This window comes from Paenibacillus woosongensis (genome assembly GCF_009725165.1).
Taxonomy (GTDB): domain Bacteria; phylum Bacillota; class Bacilli; order Paenibacillales; family Paenibacillaceae; genus Fontibacillus; species Fontibacillus woosongensis.
Window position 1 is genome coordinate 225,371 of the sequence record NZ_WNZW01000003.1, and the last position, 19,598, is coordinate 244,968.

A 19,598-nucleotide genomic window follows, 5' to 3' on the forward strand; every position below is an offset into this window, starting at 1 on the left:
GCTCTCCATATGGCCATCTAACCGGCTGGAGAGCCTTTTTGCGTATCATATTCCGAACAGAGATTGTCCGTAAGCGAAGCGTCAGAAAACGACTTCAATTTCCTTCTCCTTCAACATGTCCATCCACGCCGGCTCGGGTTCCCGGTCGGTGATGAGCGTGTCGATTTCATCGAATTCCATGAGCTTGACAAACGCCGTCTTATTGAATTTCGAATGGTCCGCAAGCAGCAGCACTTTGCTGGCTTGGCGCAGCATGGCCTTCTTCAGCTCGCATTCCGGCTCGTTGGAGTCCATGACTCCCTTGCCGAGGAATAGCGCTTTGCAGCTCATGACCACTTTATCCACGTTGTATTTCTTTACGATCTCCTCTGCATTTGTGCCGACGAGGGACATCGACCTTGGACGCAATGTTCCCCCGGTGGAAATGATTTGAATCCCGCTGTTTAGAAATTCATGCAAAATATGAATCGAGCTTGTGATGACCGTTAAATTTTTGCGCTGATGCAGAAGCTTCATCAGTTCATACGAGGTAGAGCTGGGATCCATCATCAGGGTATCCCCGTCATGAATCAGGTCCAATGCTTTAGACGCGATTTGCTGCTTGATTTCTGAATTTGTGGCATTTCGGGTCGTAAAGGGCAGGTCTTCATTGGTATGGCTGTTTAATATTGCACCGCCATAGGTTCGAGTGACGATGCCTTCCTTCTCCAGCTTCTCCAGATCACGGCGGATCGTTTCCTCCGTGACGTTGAATTTGTCGCTGAGCTCCGAGACGAGAACGCGTTTGTCCGCATGCACCATGCTGATCATCATTTGGCGCCGTTCAGCTGCTAGCATAGAAACTCCTTTCTCCGTACCTTTATTAGCTCCTCATTATATGTTGAAAATACAGAAAAGTATAGATTTGTTACAAAAATGTTAACAAAAATAAATAAAAACAGATAAATCAACATTTAATTATGTTTGATTGTGTTGACTTAACAGATGACCACAGGTACGATGTAAGTAGAACAAAGAAATTTAGGATTTTCCTGGTGACGATGAAGTGAGGGGTCATGCTGGAGCCGGAATTCAAACCTATCCCATTCGGTGCAGTATATACGAACAGGAAATCCCTGCTTCAACGCTAAAGCACAACATTTAAGCCAAGAGAAAGGGAGAAACCGTGATGACAACTTTTAAGCAGCATCCATTATCCTGTACGCGTAAGCTGGAGATTCCATTTGTGAAGGAAATGGCGCAAATTACGCAGCATATGTGGAGGTTTGGCTGGGATGAGCGGAACGGCGGGAATATTAGCTGCATTCTGGACGAAGCCGAAGTGTCGCAGTATCTGGACATTAACCATGTGATCCGAACGATTAAGCCTGCTTTTCCCGTGCACGAACTGGCAGGCCGCTATTTTATCGTCACCGGCTCGGGCAAGTATTTCAAGAACGTCGTTGCCGACCCGGAAGCGAATCTAGGCATACTGCGCGTCTCGAAGAACGGAGAGCATTTGGAGCTGCTGTGGGGCTTGAAGGACGGCGCGGTACCGACGAGTGAACTGCCGTCCCATTTCATGAGTCATATCGAACGCTTGAAGGTTGACCCGAACCACCGCGTCGTCATTCACAACCATGCGACGAACGTCATTGCTATGACTTTTATTCATGATTTGGACGAAAATAAATTGACGAAGACGCTCTGGGAAATGTGCACGGAATGCATCGTCGTTTTCCCGGATGGCATTGCCGTAATCCCGTGGATGGTGCCGGGTTCCAGCGAGATCGGCAGAGCCACGGCGGAGAAAATGAAGGACCACCGCGCCGTGGTATGGCCCCACCATGGCATCTTCGGCACGGGCAGCTCCATTGACGAGGCCTTCGGGCTCATTGAAACGATTGAGAAGGCGGCGCAAATCTACATGCTCATTGTCAACCAGCCGATCAGGCAGCGGATCACCGACGGGGAGCTGGCCGAGCTGGCCCAGGCATTTGGCGTAACGCCGCGTGAAGGCATTCTGAACACCAAGTCACCGCTTTAGCGGACACTATCATAAACGCTTGCGATATATGTTCGTGCGGGCGTCATCCAGGAAGCGTTCACAGGACGCTTCTTTTGTTTCTGTATTCGATGGGGGTAACCCCGGTGAATTTCTTGAACATTTTCGAGAAGTAGCTTTGGTCGTGATAATTCAGCAATGCCGATATTTCCGAAATGGTCTGATCCGTAAGCAGCAATAAGGATTGGGCCTCTTCTATTTTGATCCGCTGAATATATTCCCGCAGGGAATAGCCGACCTCGCGCTTGAACAACGCGGATAAATAATTGGGATGAAGCGCCGCTTTCTGGGCTAAATCATTCAAGCTGATATGGTCGTACAGATGCTTGAAAATATAATCCAAGCAAGTATTGATCGGCTTGGAGTACTGGTTCCGTTTCGTTTGATGCACGCGTTCCGCATAATCGGACAGCACTTCCTCAATGAAATGGTCGACCGCCTTAACATCGTTTAATTCTTCGACATTTTGAATGTACAGGTCACTGATCGTCAGGGCGGTCTCATATTGCAGCCCGCCTTCCACGGCGGCCCGGGTTGCCAGGGTGATGACGGTGATCGCGAGATTTTTCCGGCTTCTGAGCTCGCTTGTTTTGGAGAGCAGTCCGACTTCGCCGTAATGGGGGAGCTGCCTCCAGTTGCGGATAACCTCATCTTTATTGCCTTGCTTAATCGCTTGCATCGATTTTTGCTCAAACAAGGCATCATGGTGCATGGCCGTATTCTGGCGGCGTTCGGAGATCGTGAGGACCGGATCCTCGATCTCTTTGGACAAGCTCGTTACCGAACGGTTCTGCGTATAGACATCGGCAGGGTCAAGCAATTCTTGATACAGCATATAGTGTAGATGCATGGCGGCATACACGCAGTCCGTGATCGAAAGCACGGGGAGGGAGCGATAGTAGGCAGCCAGTTCCCCGTACAGGTTGTGATCGGTGCCTGTCTTCTGCACGAAAGCTTGTATTTCCGTATCGGTCAGTTTCATTTCTGCTGCCGGTCCAAGCAGGATGGTTCCATTAAATTCACCGTCCGTTTGAACAGGAACGGAGATAAAGGTTTCCGAATCATCCGTTCTATAAAGAATGGGCATATGCCCGGCATGCGGTGCGCAAATCTGGGACAACCAGCTGTTTTTGGACGAGAAGTGCGGGTTCATTGCGAAATTAATGGGAAATTCGATTTCGATCTTTTTATGCTCATTTAAATAAAAGACCGGTATTTTAAAAGAGTGCCACATGAGCTTGCAAATATATGGCAAGGAATGATCGGATGGCAGGGTCATGACAAATCTCCTTTAGGTTCATAATTTGAACATAACATACTTCAGCGAATCGCACGATCTTTCCAGGAAAATAACCTTAAAAAAATACCAAAAAGCTTAAATCAACGCCATAAATAATCAAATTCTCTTCTTATAATGAATATAACATTATTGAAAGCGATTACTTTATGCTTGGAACTGGAGGAGCTTATGAAAAGAGACATGAAATCATTAATTGCCCAAATGACGTTGGAGGAGAAAGCAGGGTTATGTTCAGGGCTGGATTTTTGGCATTTGAAAGGAATCGAGCGTCTGGGCATTCCATCTATTATGGTGACGGACGGACCACACGGTCTGCGCAAGCAGGCGGCGGACGCCGATCATTTAGGGCTCAACGAAAGCGTGCCGGCCACCTGTTTCCCGTCGGCTGTCGGCTTGGCCAGTACATGGAACAGGGAGCTGATCAGGCAGGTTGGTGAAGCGCTAGGCCAGGAGTGCCAGGCCGAGAATGTAGCGGTGCTGCTCGGGCCGGGAGCCAATATCAAGCGTTCGCCGCTGTGCGGCAGAAATTTCGAATATTTCTCCGAAGATCCTTACCTCTCCTCACAAATGGCCGCAAGCCATATTCGCGGCGTGCAGAGCCAAGGCGTAGGCACATCGTTAAAGCATTTCGCCGCCAACAACCAGGAGCATCGCCGGATGTCGACCGATGCCGTCGTCGACGAAAGGACGCTGCGTGAAATCTATCTGGCCAGCTTCGAGCATGCGGTTCGGGATGCCCAGCCGTGGACGGTGATGTGCGCCTATAACAGAGTAAATGGTGAATTCGCCTCTGAGCACGAAGAGCTGCTTACCAGTGTTTTAAGGGACGAATGGGGCTTTGAAGGCTTTGTCGTTTCTGACTGGGGCGCGGTCAATGAGCGCGTAAAAGCGCTTGAAGCGGGATTGGAGCTGGAAATGCCTTCGAGCAGTGGTCTTGGGGAGCAAAAAATTATCGCGGCCGTCCAAAACGGAACGCTTGCAGAAGCGAAGCTGGATCAGGCTGTGGAAAGACTGCTGAACATTATTTTTAAGGCGGTCGATGAGAAGCGGGAGAATGCCGTTTATGATCAGGAGGTGCATCACCAGCTGGCCAAAGAAGTAGCCATGGAGAGCATGGTGCTGTTAAAAAATGAGGACCGGCTGCTGCCGCTTGCGAAGCAAGGGAAAATCGCTGTGATCGGTACATTGGCGGCAAAGCCTAGATACCAGGGCGGAGGCAGCTCGCATATATTGCCGACGAAGCTGGATAATGTGTTCGAGGAGATCGTTCAGGCGGCGGGCGGTGCGGAGGTGTTCTTTGCCGAGGGCTACCCACTGGAGCATGATGAAATCGACGCTGAGTCGATGGCCAAGGCGAAAGAAACAGCACAGAATGCAGATGTTGCTGTCTTGTTTATCGGCTTGCCTGACCGATATGAATCGGAAGGCTATGACCGTGAGCATCTGAGCATCCCGCAAAATCAAATTGCTTTGATCGAAGCGGTGGCTTCCGTTCAGCCGAACCTTGTCGCGGTGCTCAGCAACGGGGCGCCGATCGAAATGCCTTGGCTGCCTAAGGTAAAAGCGGTGCTGGAAGGTTATTTAGGCGGGCAGGCTCTCGGCGGTGCTATTGCTTCGCTGCTGTTCGGCGATGCAAATCCTTCCGGCAAGCTTGCCGAGACGTTTCCGATGAAGCTCAGTGATAATCCGTCGTATTTGAATTTTCCGGGTGACGGGGACAAGGTGGAGTATAAAGAAGGAATTTTCGTCGGCTACCGTTATTACGATACCAAGGAAGTCGAGCCGCTGTTTCCGTTTGGCCATGGATTGAGTTATACCGAATTCAGTTACCGGGATATGTCCATAAGCTCGAAGGAAATTGCGGATTCAGACACTGTGGAAATCAGCGTATTCGTCAAAAACACAGGAAGAACTGCCGGTAAAGAGATTGTCCAGCTCTATGTGAGAGATGTTCAGAGCAGTGTAACGAGACCGGAGAAGGAACTGAAAGGTTTTGAGAAGATCAGCCTGAAGCCAGGAGAGGAGAAGAGGGTTATTTTTACTCTCAATAAACGCTCCTTCGCTTATTATAATGTCGAGTTACAGGATTGGCATGTGGAAACAGGCGAATTCGAAATATTAATCGGAAAATCCTCTCGTGAAATCGTGCTGCGCGACACGCTGATCGTCCGTTCGGGGACAGCCGTTAAAATGAAGGTGAACCGGAATACGCTGGTCGGAGATTTGCTTGCTGATCCGCATCTCTATTCGACAGCGAAGAAGCTGCTCGATAAAGTAAACGAGACCCATCCATTTGCGCAGATGGGCGATGAGGGGAATATGGCCGAAATGCTGGCGGCGATGATGAAATATATGCCGCTGCGCGCGTTAGTTAACTTTGGCGGAGGTACGTTTACGGAAGAGATGATGGATGAAATGATCGGAACGCTGAATGCAGAAAGTTCCCCTTCTTCCCGGGCGTAACAAGACAATCCCCGCTGCTTGCAGGACTGCTCCGCTGCGGGGATTGTTATGTAGAATAGCTGCACTCGCTCTCCTAAAGCTGCTTGTTCTTCAGCAAATCGCGGATTTCAGTGAGCAGCAGTTCTTCTTTGCTGGGTTCTGCGGGTTTGTCCGGTTTGGGGTCATCCTTCCGCTTGAATTTGCTGAGCAACTTGGTGAATAGAAAAATCGAGAAAGCGATGATCAGGAAATCAATGACGGTTTGCATAAACGATCCGATTTTAATCGTTGCTTCATTAACCTGGATCACGATGTTCGAGAAATCGCGCCCGCCTAACAAGATACCCAAAAGCGGCATAATTAGATCCTCGACGACGGAGCTGACGATTTTTCCGAATGCCCCGCCGATGATGACGGCAATAGCCAAATCTAGCACATTGCCTTTAAATGCAAATGTTTTAAACTCTTTCCACATAAATGTCCCTCCTGACGGTGTTCAAACATAATATTAGATTAAATGAGCCTAAGTTGCTTGGCAACAAGAAAAAACTAAATAGAGGCTGCTATAAAAATAGTAACTATGGTGATAGCCAATATCCAGGAAGATGGTATAATGCTTAATTAGCGGCTTCTAATTAAGAAGTTCAACCGGATGAAGGAGTTTACAAAAATATGTGGCTGTTATTCGCTTCTCTCGCTGCAATCAGTTTTGGTCTGCGTGGTATTTTGTACCATTGGTCATCAAAGCAAGGAATGGATCGTAATTTGATGTTATTCGGCGTATTTTTTACTGGAGCCCTCGCTAGTTTAATAGGCAGCTTCCTGTTTGGGCAGAACTGGACGCTGAGCGCGCTTACGGGTGTATTTATGGGGGCGTTTTCATTCGTAGCAAATGCCTGCATGTTCCAAGGCTTCGCAGTTGGCAAACCTTCGATCATTGCGATTCTGACCGGACTTCCCCCTGTCGTTGTCGTTACGCTTGCCTACTTGTTGTGGGGGGAGACGCTTTCCCTGGGGCAGATGCTTGCGTTCTTTCTCATTGTTGCCGGGATTCTAACCGTCAGATATTCGAATGACCTGCGAATCGGGAATTTGCAGGGCGCACAATGGGGTTTGCTGGCCATGGTATTTTTCGGCTTAAATGATATGGCGGGCAAGATGTCGACACGTTTAGAAGCAGCGCTATTTCCCACATTGTTTTACATGTTCTCCGTCGGTTCGGCCTGTTTTGCTGCTTGGTGGCTGATCGATAAAAATCGCAAACGGAAATTAGCGGTTTCCGCTACATATGGATCCTCTGCGCAGCTGGGCAAGTGGAATGAAAAACAAACTTTCTTTAGCGGCATGGCGATCGGATTCACGAACTTTTTCGGAATGATTCTCATCATAACCGCCTTTAAATATGGTATTACAGGGCTCGTGTCGGCCGTTGTCGCCATGAATGTGCTATTAATTCTTCTTTATACTCGCGTCTTCGTCAAAGAGAAATTTAGAAAGCTTGAAGTAATTGGCATGTCCATATGCATTGTCGGCATGATTGCCTTGCGAGTTTTTTAACGGCAATTTGAAGCAAGAGTGGTATGTCTTTATGACATATCGCTCTTTTTTTTGCATTAACGCTAACAATAAATAACAATTTATATGTAAATTATAGTAATTAATAGATTGATATGTTATATTATGGCTAGGAATTGTTGTAATTAAATGGAAACTTTCTAACAACAATCCTAATTTAACGAAGGAAGGTGGTGCATGAGGCAGCCTGTCGGGAATTTTGTGGATATTATCGTATAGAAAGGAGGCAATGATGTGATGGGAAAATGGGTAAAACGAAGCGGGATATTTTCATTCGTTTTAGTGTTAGCGCTTACAGGAGGTGCGGCGCTAACAAATGTGCCAAGCGCTCAAGCCGCGGCCTCGGATTATAACTACGCCGAAGCGTTGCAGAAATCGATTTATTTCTACGAGACACAGCGTTCTGGCAAATTGCCGGACAATAATCGTGTCGAATGGCGCGGCGATTCCGGGCTGACGGACGGGGCTGACGTCGGTCATGATTTGACGGGCGGCTGGTACGACGCAGGCGATCATGTCAAATTCGGTTTTCCGATGGCTTACACCGCAACAATGCTTGCATGGTCCGTATACGAATACCGCGATGGATATGAGCAGTCCGGCCAGCTCGAATACATCCTGGATAATATCCGCTGGGCGACGGATTATTTTATGAAAGCTCATACGGCTCCCAATGAATTATGGGGACAAGTTGGGAACGGCACAGCGGACCATAACTGGTGGGGCCCGGCTGAAGTCATGCCTATGGCGCGGCCCGCCTATAAGATTGATGCAGCCCATCCGGGCTCGGATCTTGCCGGGGAGACAGCCGCAGCGCTGGCTGCCGCCTCGATCATTTTCAAGGATACGGACGCCGCCTATTCGGAAGAACTGCTTAAGCATGCGAAGCAATTGTATCAATTCGCGGATCAATACCGCGGAGCATATTCGGACAGCATTACTGACGCAACCCAGTACTACAAGTCCTGGAGCGGTTATGCCGATGAATTGAGCTGGGGAGGCGTGTGGCTCTATCTCGCTACGAACGACGAGACTTATCTTAACAAGGCTATAGCCGCAAGCAGCCAGTGGGGAACACTGCAGTCCGGTGGCTGGGATTATAAGTGGACACAAAACTGGGATAACAAGCAATATGGCGCCCAGCTTCTCCTGGCCCGAATTACCGGAGATCCACGGTTCGTACAATCTACGGAACGGAGCATGGAGTTCTGGACGACAGGCGTGTCCGGAACCGGTGAACGAGTCACTTACACACCAGGAGGACTTGCTCATCTGGATCAATGGGGAGCTCTTCGTTACGCCGCCAATCAGGCATTCCTTGCTTTCGTTTACTCCGATTGGGTGAGCGATCCTGTCAAGAAAGCGCGTGCGCGCACTTTTGCCGAGAGCCAAATTTTGTACATGCTGGGAGATAATCCACGAAACAGCAGTTATGTGGTCGGTTTCGGCAATAATGCGCCGGAGCATCCGCATCATCGAACCTCGCATGGCTCCTGGGCGGACAATCAGCAAACTCCTGCGAATCACAGGCATATTCTGTACGGTGCGCTCGTTGGCGGGCCAACCAAAAACGATAGCTATACTGATTCAATCGGAGATTATGTGTCAAACGAGGTAGCCACGGATTATAATGCCGCTTTTACGGGGGCGCTTGCGAAGATGGTGCTCCTTCATGGACAAGGGCAGCAGCCTCTTCCAAACTTCCCGTCACCGGAAGTGCGCGAGGATGAAATGTTCGTTGAAGCTTCTGTAAACGTAAGCGGCAGCAATTTTGTGGAGATTAGGGCATTGCTCAATAACCGTTCGGGCTGGCCGGCACGCTCGAGCGACAAACTGTCCTTCAATTACTATATCGATATCAGCGAAGCAATTGCGGCTGGTTACGGCCCCGAGGATATTACGGTTTCTGCCGGCGGGTACAACCAGGGAGCGACGGTATCGCCGCTGAAGCCGTTTGATGCAGCTCAACATATTTATTATACGACCATTGATTTTACAGGAACCGCAATTTATCCCGGGGGACAGTCGGCGCACCGCAAGGAGGTACAATTCCGGATCTCCGCTCCGCTGAACACAAATTTCTGGGATAACAGCAATGATTTTTCTTACCAGGGCATTGCGCTAAGTGCGGCTGCTCCTGTAAAGATGAACAATATTCCGGTCTATGATGCCGGTGTTCATGTGTTTGGACAACTGCCTTCCGGAGGAGGCAATCCGGGAACGCCGACGATTCCTGCTGCGCCTAAAGGCGTCAAGGCAACGGCAGGCGACGGCCAGGTTGATCTGTCCTGGAATCCATCGGGCGGTGCCAGCCAATATGTGGTAAAGCGTGCGCAAGCCGACGGAGGACCTTATACCGTGGTTGGCGAAACGACAGGGACGACCTATAGCGATCATGGAGTGATCAATGGGACGTCCTATTATTACGTGGTTGTTGCCAGGAATTCGGCCGGGGATAGTCCTAACTCGCTTCAAGTCAGCGCAAAGCCCCGGGAAGGGACAGCGCCGGTTGAAGGTGGATTGAAGCTGCAATATCGTACGAATGATACTAATCCGGGCGACAATCAGTTTCGTCCGCAGTTTCGCATCGTTAACACGGGAACGACGTCTGTTGCCCTCAGCGATATAAAGATTCGCTATTATTTCACGATTGACGGGGACAAGGCTCAAGAGTTCCATTGCGATTATGCGGCTGTGGGCAGCGGGAATGTAACCGGGAAATTCGTTAAGCTTGGCAACGCGGTTCCCGGGGCGGATTATTATTTGGAAATCTCGTTCGGGCCAGGGGCAGGCAGCTTGGCGCCTGGAGCGGATAGCGGTGAGATTCAGACCAGAGTGAATAAGACTGACTGGTCGAACTATAACGAATCTAATGATTATTCGTACAACGGAACACAAAGCGGTTTTGCTGATTGGGACAAAGTAACATTGCATCTAGGCAGTAATCTTGTATGGGGGATTGAGCCCTAAAACCAAGAATAGAGAGGATGTATATGATGAAATGGTCAGCTTTTAAGAAGCCGGTATCGCTCTTAATGAGTGCGGCACTTTCGCTTACGATCGTATCGGGTGTGTTTACCGTCCATTCCAGCCAGGCATTCGCGGCATCGTCCACCGAGGAAACCCGGTTCCTGCAAATGTATCAGCAACTTAAAAATCCGGCCAACGGATACTTTTCACCCGAAGGAATTCCTTATCACTCCATTGAGACCCTGATGAGCGAGGCGCCGGACTATGGGCATATGACGACGTCGGAGGCGTATAGTTACTGGTTGTGGCTCGAGGTGCTCTATGGCCATTACACCGGGGATTGGAGCAAGCTTGAGGCCGCGTGGGACAATATGGAGAAGTATATTATCCCGGTAAATGAGGGAGACGGCAAGGAAGAACAGCCAACGATGAGCTACTACAACCCCAATAGCCCGGCAACTTATGCCGCAGAATATTCGCAGCCGGATCAATATCCGAGCCAGCTTAGCGGTCAATATGCGGCAGGAAGAGACCCGCTGGATGCAGAGCTAAAAGCGACGTACGGAAATAACCAGACGTACTTGATGCACTGGCTGCTGGATGTGGATAATTGGTACGGATTCGGCAATTTGCTCAATCCAAGCCACACGGCAACTTATGTAAACACGTTCCAGCGGGGTGAGCAGGAGTCGGTATGGGAGGCCATACCACATCCATCGCAAGACAATAAAACGTTTGGTAAAGCAGGGGAAGGCTTCATGACTCTGTTTACGAAGGAGAGCAACGCCCCGGCCGAGCAATGGCGTTATACGAATGCGACCGATGCGGATGCGCGGGCCATTCAAGCCATGTACTGGGCTAAGGAACTGGGTTATAACAACTCCGTATATTTGAATAAGGCCAAAAAGATGGGCGACTACTTGCGCTACGGAATGTACGATAAATACTTCCAGAAGATTGGAAGCGCTTCAAATGGAACGCCGACAGCCGGTACCGGCAAGGATGCCAGCCATTATCTCATGGCTTGGTATACAGCCTGGGGCGGCGGTCTGGGACAAACAGGCAACTGGGCTTGGCGGATCGGATCGAGCCATGCTCATCAAGGTTATCAGAACGTCGTAGCGGCTTACGCGCTTTCCAATCCAAGCGGCGGCCTGGTGCCGAATTCCCCAACGGCAGGACAAGATTGGACGACATCGCTGAAACGCCAACTGGAGTTCTACACTTGGCTGCAATCTGCAGAAGGGGCGATTGCGGGCGGAGCGACTAACAGCTGGGACGGCTCCTACAAAGCTTATCCTGCCGGCAAGAGCACTTTCTACGGCTTGGCTTATGATGATGCGCCTGTGTATCATGACCCGCCATCCAATAATTGGTTTGGCATGCAGGCATGGCCGGTAGAACGGATCGCTGAGCTTTATTATATTCTGGCATCGAATGGAGATACCTCCTCGGAGAACTTCCAAATGGCCAAGCAGGTCGTACAGAAATGGATCGACTGGTCCATGGACTACGTCTTTGCTGACCAACGTCCGGTAACCGATTCTGAAGGCTATTATCTGGATAGCCAGGGCAATCGTGTGCTCGGCGGAGATAACCCGGCAATTGCCACGGTTTCTGCGCCTGGGGAATTCTGGGTTCCAAGCAACCTGGAATGGTCCGGCCAGCCGGCGACTTGGAACGGCTTCAGCAGTCATAACGGCAACCCTAACTTGCGTGTAGTAACAAAGAACCCGGGGCAGGATGCGGGAGTGCTCGGCAGCTATGTCAAAGCGCTGACCTTCTTTGCGGCCGGAACGAAAGCGGAAACCGGCAGCTACACTGCGCTGGGCAGCCAGGCTGAACAGTTGGCCAAGGCGCTGCTGGATGCTGCGTGGGGATACAATGACGGCATCGGCATCACGACAGTCGAGCCGCGCGAGGACTACTACCGCTTCTTCACAAAGGAAATTTATTTCCCTAATGGCTGGACAGGCTTGTTCGGACAAGGCAATACGCTCCCGGGATCATCTACGGTACCATCTGATCCAGCCAAGGGAGGCAATGGCGTATATGCCAGTTATACGGATGTAAGACCAGCCATTAAAAATGACCTTCAATGGCAATATTTAGAGAACAAATACAACACTTCCTGGGACCCGCAAACGAAGAAATGGACGAACGGGGCCCCTGAATTCACTTATCACCGCTTCTGGTCTCAAGTTGATATGGCCACGGCGTACGCCGAGTACGATCGTCTGATCAATAGCAATCAAGGCGGACCGGTAGAGCCAGTAGCACCAAAAGCTCCATCTAAGCCGAACGCGGTGGCTGGCGACGCAGTGGTCAATCTGTCCTGGAACGGCGTTAGCGGCGCTACCAGCTATACGGTGAAGCGGGCAACGACGAGCGGCGGTCCATACACGACGTTAGGCACTACGGCGCAAGCTGCCTATACCGATTCAAACGTTGTCAACGGCACGACGTATTACTATGTAGTCAGCGCATCCAACAACGTTGGGGAGAGCCCGGACTCGCCGGAGGCAAGCGCCAAGCCTGCCTCCACTCCAATTCCGGTACAGGGGAATCTGAAGCTTGAATACCGTACGAATGACACCAATCCAGGAGACAATCAATTCCGGCCGCAGTTCCGCATCGTAAATACTGGTGACACTGCCGTATCGCTAAGCAATGTGAAGATTCGCTATTATTTCACCGTCGACGGTGATAAACAGCAGCAATTCCATTGCGATTACGCTGCCATCGGCAGCAGCAATGTAAGCGGAAACTTCGTCAAGCTGCCATCTGCCAAGCCGGGGGCTGATTATTACTTGGAAATTTCGTTCGGTGCTGGTGCGGGCAGCTTGGCACCGGGTGCGAATTCCGGCGAAATCCAGGTGCGGGTTAACAAGACAGATTGGTCCAACTATAATGAATCGGATGACTATTCATATGATGCGACTAAGACCAATTTTGCCAGCTGGGAAAAGGCAACTTTGCATTTGAACGGAGATCTGGTATGGGGACTTGAGCCTTAACCGCATAGAGCATAACAGAGCGCCCAACTTGCCGCCATGGCAAGTTGGGCGCTTTCCTGCTGTTTTTAATTTTAACAGTTGGTCACTTCAAGGTATGAATTGTGATAAAATCCAATTGTAGAAACAGGAGGCTGATGTCCCGTTATGATGTTTATCCGCAAGCTGTTCGTGTTTGCTTGGCTCCAAGCGCTATCCTGCATATTTCCGCTGATAATCTTCGGAGCTCTCGCTCTGACGAAAGCGATCCAGCTGCCCGTTCTTCCGCGATATGACTGGATTTTGCTGATTTGCTTGCTCGCACAGATCGGGATGATGGTCAGTAAGCTGGAAACGCTGGATGAGCTGAAGGTCATTTGCATGTTCCACATCATTGGCCTTGCACTCGAAATATTCAAAGTTCATATGGGCTCGTGGTCTTACCCGGAACCTGCATGGAGCAAGGTGTTCGGCGTCCCGCTATACAGCGGATTCATGTACGCCAGCGTCGCCAGCTACATATGCCAGGCCTGGAGACGGCTTCAGCTGCAAATTACAGGCTGGCCAAAATCGGTTTACGCCGTTGCCGTCAGCACGGCAATCTATCTTAATTTTTTCACGCATCATTTTATCGGCGACTATCGTTGGATACTCATGCTGCTTCTAGTTGCCGTATTTTTTCGCTGCACGGTATATTTTACGCTGGAAGAGCGCACCTTTCGAATGCCGCTGCTGCTGTCATTTCTGCTGATCGGTTTCTTTATCTGGATTGCCGAGAATGTGACCACCTTCCTGGGAGCCTGGAAATATCCGAATCAGGAAGAGGCATGGCAGCTCGTTCATATCGGAAAAATCAGCTCATGGCTGCTGCTCGTTGTGATCAGCATCATCATCGTTGCGCAGCTGAAGCATGTTAAAAAGGGAAGGATCGACGCCCCGCAAGGCGTGTCCTCCGAAAAATGGGAGAGTCGGACATGAATAACTCGAAGGGGATTTTCTATTATATTGCATGGATGATCGGCGCCTGTCTGCTTGTTTACTATAGCGGCAGCTTCTTCGCCATGATGGATCAACAACGGACGATACTTTACAAAACCGACAATACGCTGCTGGCCAACATGATTTACGCCTTTGCATTTGGCCTGTATTTAAGTCTGCTTAATGGGTGGCCGGCCCGGCGAAAAATGATTAAACCGCTGTTTTTTGGTGTATTTTTGCCATGCTTTTTGATTTTGATTTATCCAATTGCCTCTTCATATATTAAAATTATCGCGATGGCCGAATATTTTCATTTGGTTCGGGAACGCGAATTTTTCTTCTTTGGTCTTATGAGCGGATTAACGCTGATGAAAAGCTTCTTTACGACCCGTTAATTTAAAGGAGGCTGTGGAAGTTATGTCATTTGCCAAACTCGTCGTATTAGTCACCGGTGCTGCGCAGGGAATCGGCCGTGGAGTTGCCGAAGCTTATGCTCGCTGCGGTGCTGTCGTAATCCTGGCCGATCTGCCCTCCTCGGCTGGGGAGCAGTCGGCCGAGGAAATGAAACAGAAGGGGGGACAAGTGGAATTTATCCCTTGTGATGTCCGCAGCGAACGGGACATATCCGGCATAATGAAGCAGATTGAACATACATATGGCAGAATTGATATCGTCATTAACAATGCTGGGGTGTCCCGGTTCAAATCGCCCTTTGAGCTGACGGTGGATGAATGGGATGATGTGCTGAATACAAATGTGCGCAGCTGTTTTCTCGTAACGCGGGAGGCGGCGAAATTGATGAAACAGCATGGCGGCGGATCGGTCGTCAATATTTCCTCGACCCGCTCATTAATGTCTGAACCGAACTCAGAGGCTTATGCCGCCTCGAAGGGGGCCATCGTATCGCTAAGCCACGCGATGGCAGTGTCGCTCGGCCCTGACGGGATACGAGTGAATTGCATCAGCCCCGGATGGATAGAAACGGGGAAATACGAGGAGCTGCGCGCGACCGATCATAGCCAGCATCCGGCGGGCCGGGTAGGCAAACCCGAGGATATCGCCCGGGCTTGTCTCTATTTAACAGATCCGGCTAATGATTTCGTGACCGGCATCCATCTCGTCGTCGACGGCGGAATGACCCGAAAAATGATTTATGAAGATTAGACGAACAATTGCGCAAGCATGCCTGCTGCCGCGCCAGCGATAACCGCACACCACGGCGGCAGCTTCCAGAACACCAGCATCGCGAACAAGCAAAGCACGATAACGAAGTCCGCCGTGCCGCGAACAGCGCCGGTCCAAATGGGATCGTACAGCGCAGCCAGCAATATTCCTACCACTGCTGCATGGATACCCTGCAGCGCCCTCTGCATAGTTATGTTCCGGCTCAACCGATCCCACAGGGGCAGAGCGCCTGCGACCAGCAGAAAGGCTGGCAGGAAGATGGCGATTGTCGCTAATGCCAGACCCGGCACTCCTCCATATATGGCGCCTAAATAGGAGGCGAAGGTAAAGAGCGGCCCAGGAACGGCCTGAGCGGCGCCATACCCGGCGATGAAATCGGACTGGCTGACCCAGCCGTGTGTGACGACTTCTTCTTGCAGCAGCGGAAGCACCACATGTCCTCCGCCAAAGACGAGGGAACCGGCCCGGTAGAAGCCGTCGACCAGGGAGAGCCATCCGCCATCTGACCATTGGCTGAACAAGGGGAGAAGCAGGAGCAATGCGAAATAGAATCCTAGATAGACGATGGACTGCCTGTAGCTATGAGCATTCCGCGAACTTGCCGCTGCAGCTGGCTTTACGGATTCCGCAGCCGTTTCATGGCGATACATGATGAGTCCCAGTATTGCCGCCGCGGCGATAACGCCTACTTGGCTGTACGTGCCTGGCCAGAGCAGCACAGCCACTGCTGCACCAACAGCAACGCCGGCCTGCTTTCGGGTTGCGGCTAGCTTGGTCCCCATGCTCCATACGGCCTGAGCGACGATGGCTACGGCGGTCAGCTTCAATCCGTGCAGCCAAGGCGCTTCGCCGACATTCATGCGCTGCACGACAATAGCGAACAGTCCTAGCAGGAGGATAGATGGCAGTGTAAATCCAACCCAGGCTGCTATGGCTCCCATCAACCCGGCGCAGCGCAGGCCGACTCCAATCCCGACTTGGCTGCTGGCCGGTCCGGGAAGGAACTGGCATAAGGCAACCAAATCAGCGTAGGATTTCTCTTCCATCCATTTGCGGCGGACGACATATTCCTGATGGAAGTACCCCAGGTGCGCAACAGGACCGCCAAAGGAGGTCAGCCCCAATTTGGCTGAAGCAAGGAAAATTTCAAGCGCGGTTATGCGTTGCAGAGACTGGGCGGCAGTCTCTTTTTTTGCTGCATTTTTTGTATTCATAGCATGTCATGTTCCTTTCATAGTGTGGGTGCCTAGAGAAACCGGCCCGTTTCAACCGTTCGTCTACATTATCATAGGTCTGTTAACCTGGCGTAAAATACGAGAAAACTCTGCGTAAGACGGTTAGTTTATTTACCGGGCAAAAGAAGCTATACTGGATAACATGATAATGTAAAAGGGGGACTACACCGCAATGCAGGAAATTGCTGTCTACAAATCCATCGCACTCGATATTGCTCAGAGAATCGTCAGCGGGGAGCTGGCTGTCCATAGCAAAATATCGGGGCGTTCCTTGTTGGCGGCTCAATATCATGTCTCTCCCGAAACGATACGCAAGGCGATCGGGCTGCTCAAGGATGAGGGAATTGTCTCGGTCTCGCAGGGCAAAGAGATCGTTGTCATCTCGGATCAGAAAGCCGGAGAATATTTGGCAAGCAGCAATTATCTGAAATCGGCTTACTCGTTAAAACGGGATTTGGAGCAGCTGATGGCAGAGAAAAAAGAAGTAGATCGCAGATTCGAAGTTCTGCTGAACAAAATTACGAAGGCTTCGGACCGGCTGCAGAATCTTACTCCCTATAACCCGATGGAAATACAGATCAAGGAAGGATCTCATGCGGTGGGCAAAACAATCGGCAATTTGTTGTTCTGGCAAAATACCGGAGCTACCGTAATCGCGCTGCGCAGAGGCACTAAAATCTCGATCTCCCCCGGACCCCATGTGATTTTGCGGGAGAACGATATGCTTGTATTTGTAGGAGACCCGAAAATTTATGACAAAACCGAGCGGTTTGTCAATCAAACCAGCGAATAATACATAGTTGAAAGAGGCTATTCCTAGGCAGATATGCCAGGAAAGCCTCTTTTTTGTTGCGGAAAGTCCATTTTTTAACATACAACTTATGGGTTTGTTATAGGTTGTCAGTATTCCTGGGGTTTGTTATAGTAATACCTATTGGTGCTTCAAGCATAGTAGTAAAAAACTATCAATGCTGCTGATTCAATAAATATAGGGGGGAGAAGAAACATAAATTTTCAAGCACAAAGGAGGCAGAAATGCTGAAATTTGAACAGGTAAGCAAGACATATCCAAACGGCTATAAGGCGGTAAAAAATATCAGCTTCGAGGTGGATTCGGGCGAAATTCTGGTGCTGATCGGCCCCAGCGGCTGCGGGAAAACGACATCCATGAAGATGATTAATCGCCTGATTCCGCACACATCAGGCAAAATATACGTCCAGGGCAAGGATATTACGCAGGAAAACCCCGTTACGCTGCGCAAGAACATCGGCTACGTCATTCAGCAAATCGGACTGTTCCCCCATTACACCATCGAGGACAATGTAGGCCTGATCCCCGAATTAAAAGGATGGTCCCCGGATAAAAAGAGAGCACGGGTCGGCGAGATGCTGCGATTGGTCGGACTCGATCCGGAAATTTATGCGAAGCGCTACCCCAAACAACTGTCCGGCGGCCAGCAGCAGCGGGTTGGCGTAGCGAGAGCTTTAGCGGCCGATCCAGACATTATCCTGATGGATGAGCCGTTCGGTGCTCTCGATCCCATTACCCGGGAGCAGCTGCAGGATGAACTCTTGCGTCTCCAGCAGGAGGTAAAGAAGACGATCGTATTCGTCACACATGACATGGAGGAAGCGCTGAAGCTTGGTGACAAGATCGCTATTTTACGAGATGGGGAATTGGTGCAGATCGATACGCCGGAACAAATTTTATGCCATCCGGCCGATGAGTTCGTAGAAGGTTTTGTCGGTAAAAACCGCCTCTATCAGAACCCCGAATTTATTCCGGTTACGGAGGTTATGCGGGACAATCCTTCAACAACACTTCCGGGGCGCAGTCCAAGCAGGGCCCTAACCTTCATGCGCCAGCGGAGGACGGACACGCTGCTCGTCAACGATGAAGCGGGCAAGCTGCTGGGCATAGTCTCAGCTTACGATGTGTCGGCCCAGATGGACAGCTCGGTAACCATCCGGGATATTATGCAATCCCCCCAAGCCCTGCTTCAGGATACTGCGACGGCGAAGGATGCGCTTACGCTCATCACAGAGGCGCCGTTTGGCATCATCCCGGTAGTAACGGAGAGTGGAACAATTGCAGGCATTGTAACCCGAAGCAGCCTGTTAACAGCGTTTGCCGCTCAGTGGGTAGGGGGTGAAGAGAAATCATGAGAGATAAATCATTGTGGGATCAGCTGATCCATCAGTTCGACATGCGAAAGGGAGAATTGGCGCAGTCCTTATTGGTTCATATTGAACTCGTATTTCTGTCGATGCTGCTGGCAATTGTTGTCGGCATTTCCCTAGGCATCATGATTACTAGAGTTAAATCTCTCAAGGGAGTTACCTTGGGAGCGGCCGGGGTTCTGCAAACGATTCCGAGCCTCGCCATGCTCGGTTTTATGGTTCCGCTATTCGGCATCGGCATGAAGACGGCTGTAGCCGCCTTGTTTCTGTATTCATTGCTGCCGATTATCCGAAATACGTACGCGGGTATTACCGATGTAGATAAGTCAATCGTGGAAGCAGCACGCGGGATGGGCATGAAGCCATGGCAAATTCTATTCCGCGTCCAGCTGCCGCTGGCCTTAAATGTCATTATGGCCGGTATACGAACGGCGGCGGTGATCAATGTGGGGACGGCAACGCTGGCCTCTTTTATCGGAGCCGGGGGACTTGGAGAGTATATCTTCCTAGGCATCCAGCGCAATATTGAGGCGCTAACCTTGCTCGGTGCGATTCCAGCGGCTATTCTCGCTCTGATTATGGACTACTTGCTTGGTCTGCTGGAGAGAGTGACGACACCAAAAGGCTTAAAAGTGTGAACGGATGAAGGCAATAGCAGGCCTGACTTGCAAAAAATGCAGGCTATAGAGTGCTTA

General features: G+C 50.5%; 15 protein-coding genes. 11 read left to right on the forward strand and 4 right to left on the reverse strand.

Translation table 11 applies throughout. The annotated features are described in order from the left end of the window. Positions 1-81: 81 nt before the first annotated feature. Positions 82-837: a DeoR/GlpR family DNA-binding transcription regulator gene (locus GNP95_RS11995; protein WP_155611096.1), complete on the reverse strand. Its 756-nt coding sequence runs from the start codon at positions 835-837 to the stop codon at positions 82-84. 331 nt (positions 838-1,168) lie between these two features. On the opposite strand from GNP95_RS11995, the gene rhaD reads away from it, so the two are divergent. Next, positions 1,169-2,026 carry a rhamnulose-1-phosphate aldolase gene (gene rhaD, locus GNP95_RS12000; protein WP_155611097.1) on the forward strand — a complete coding sequence of 286 codons (858 nt, stop codon included), beginning with the start codon at positions 1,169-1,171 and terminating at the stop codon, positions 2,024-2,026. 58 nt (positions 2,027-2,084) lie between these two features. Here the strand turns inward: rhaD and GNP95_RS12005 are convergent, their stop codons facing one another. Continuing rightward, positions 2,085-3,323 (reverse strand): helix-turn-helix domain-containing protein, encoded by a 1,239-nt coding sequence (locus tag GNP95_RS12005; RefSeq protein WP_155611098.1) that lies wholly within the window; start codon positions 3,321-3,323, stop codon positions 2,085-2,087. 189 nt (positions 3,324-3,512) lie between these two features. Between GNP95_RS12005 and GNP95_RS12010 the strand changes: the two genes are divergently transcribed. After that, positions 3,513-5,807 (forward strand): glycoside hydrolase family 3 C-terminal domain-containing protein, encoded by a 2,295-nt coding sequence (locus tag GNP95_RS12010; protein ID WP_155611099.1) that lies wholly within the window; start codon positions 3,513-3,515, stop codon positions 5,805-5,807. A 73-nt stretch (positions 5,808-5,880) separates the two neighbouring features. On the opposite strand, the gene mscL is transcribed toward GNP95_RS12010, so the two are convergent. After that, positions 5,881-6,261 (reverse strand): large-conductance mechanosensitive channel protein MscL, encoded by a 381-nt coding sequence (gene mscL / locus GNP95_RS12015; RefSeq protein WP_155611100.1) that lies wholly within the window; start codon positions 6,259-6,261, stop codon positions 5,881-5,883. A 197-nt stretch (positions 6,262-6,458) separates the two neighbouring features. Between mscL and GNP95_RS12020 the strand changes: the two genes are divergently transcribed. The 6 genes from GNP95_RS12020 (at position 6,459) to GNP95_RS12045 (ending at position 15,466) form a co-directional block, all read left to right on the forward strand. Then, the gene (locus tag GNP95_RS12020) at positions 6,459-7,343 is read left to right on the forward strand and encodes an EamA family transporter (protein ID WP_155611101.1); all 885 of its coding nucleotides are present in this window, start codon (positions 6,459-6,461) and stop codon (positions 7,341-7,343) included. 255 nt (positions 7,344-7,598) lie between these two features. After that, positions 7,599-10,331 carry a glycoside hydrolase family 9 protein gene (locus GNP95_RS12025; RefSeq protein WP_155611102.1) on the forward strand — a complete coding sequence of 911 codons (2,733 nt, stop codon included), beginning with the start codon at positions 7,599-7,601 and terminating at the stop codon, positions 10,329-10,331. A 26-nt stretch (positions 10,332-10,357) separates the two neighbouring features. Beyond that, positions 10,358-13,348: a glycoside hydrolase family 48 protein gene (locus GNP95_RS12030; RefSeq protein ID WP_155611311.1), complete on the forward strand. Its 2,991-nt coding sequence runs from the start codon at positions 10,358-10,360 to the stop codon at positions 13,346-13,348. A gap of 144 nt (positions 13,349-13,492) precedes the next feature. Continuing rightward, complete coding sequence (locus tag GNP95_RS12035) at positions 13,493-14,302, forward strand: DUF817 domain-containing protein (protein ID WP_155611103.1); 810 nt, start codon at positions 13,493-13,495, stop codon at positions 14,300-14,302. After that, complete coding sequence (locus tag GNP95_RS12040; protein WP_155611104.1) at positions 14,299-14,697, forward strand: hypothetical protein; 399 nt, start codon at positions 14,299-14,301, stop codon at positions 14,695-14,697. The genes GNP95_RS12035 and GNP95_RS12040 overlap by 4 nt, the downstream gene beginning before the upstream one ends. Positions 14,698-14,719: 22 nt before the next feature. Then, the gene (locus GNP95_RS12045) at positions 14,720-15,466 is read left to right on the forward strand and encodes an SDR family NAD(P)-dependent oxidoreductase (protein ID WP_155611105.1); all 747 of its coding nucleotides are present in this window, start codon (positions 14,720-14,722) and stop codon (positions 15,464-15,466) included. On the opposite strand, the gene chrA is transcribed toward GNP95_RS12045, so the two are convergent. Next, on the reverse strand, positions 15,463-16,701 hold the full coding sequence (gene chrA, locus GNP95_RS12050) for a chromate efflux transporter (RefSeq protein WP_155611106.1): 1,239 nt from the start codon (positions 16,699-16,701) through the stop codon (positions 15,463-15,465). The two genes, GNP95_RS12045 and chrA, sit on opposite strands and share 4 nt — an antisense overlap. Positions 16,702-16,894: 193 nt before the next feature. On the opposite strand from chrA, the gene GNP95_RS12055 reads away from it, so the two are divergent. The 3 genes from GNP95_RS12055 (at position 16,895) to GNP95_RS12065 (ending at position 19,541) form a co-directional block, all read left to right on the forward strand. Further along, the gene (locus GNP95_RS12055; RefSeq protein WP_155611107.1) at positions 16,895-17,515 is read left to right on the forward strand and encodes a TrkA C-terminal domain-containing protein; all 621 of its coding nucleotides are present in this window, start codon (positions 16,895-16,897) and stop codon (positions 17,513-17,515) included. Positions 17,516-17,757: 242 nt separating this feature from the next. Further along, a complete protein-coding gene (locus GNP95_RS12060) occupies positions 17,758-18,888 on the forward strand; it encodes an ABC transporter ATP-binding protein (protein WP_155611108.1) in 1,131 nt (376 codons plus the stop codon). Further along, positions 18,885-19,541, forward strand: a complete 657-nt coding sequence (locus GNP95_RS12065) for an ABC transporter permease (RefSeq protein ID WP_155611109.1) — start codon at positions 18,885-18,887, stop codon at positions 19,539-19,541. The genes GNP95_RS12060 and GNP95_RS12065 overlap by 4 nt, the downstream gene beginning before the upstream one ends. Positions 19,542-19,598: the final 57 nt, after the last annotated feature.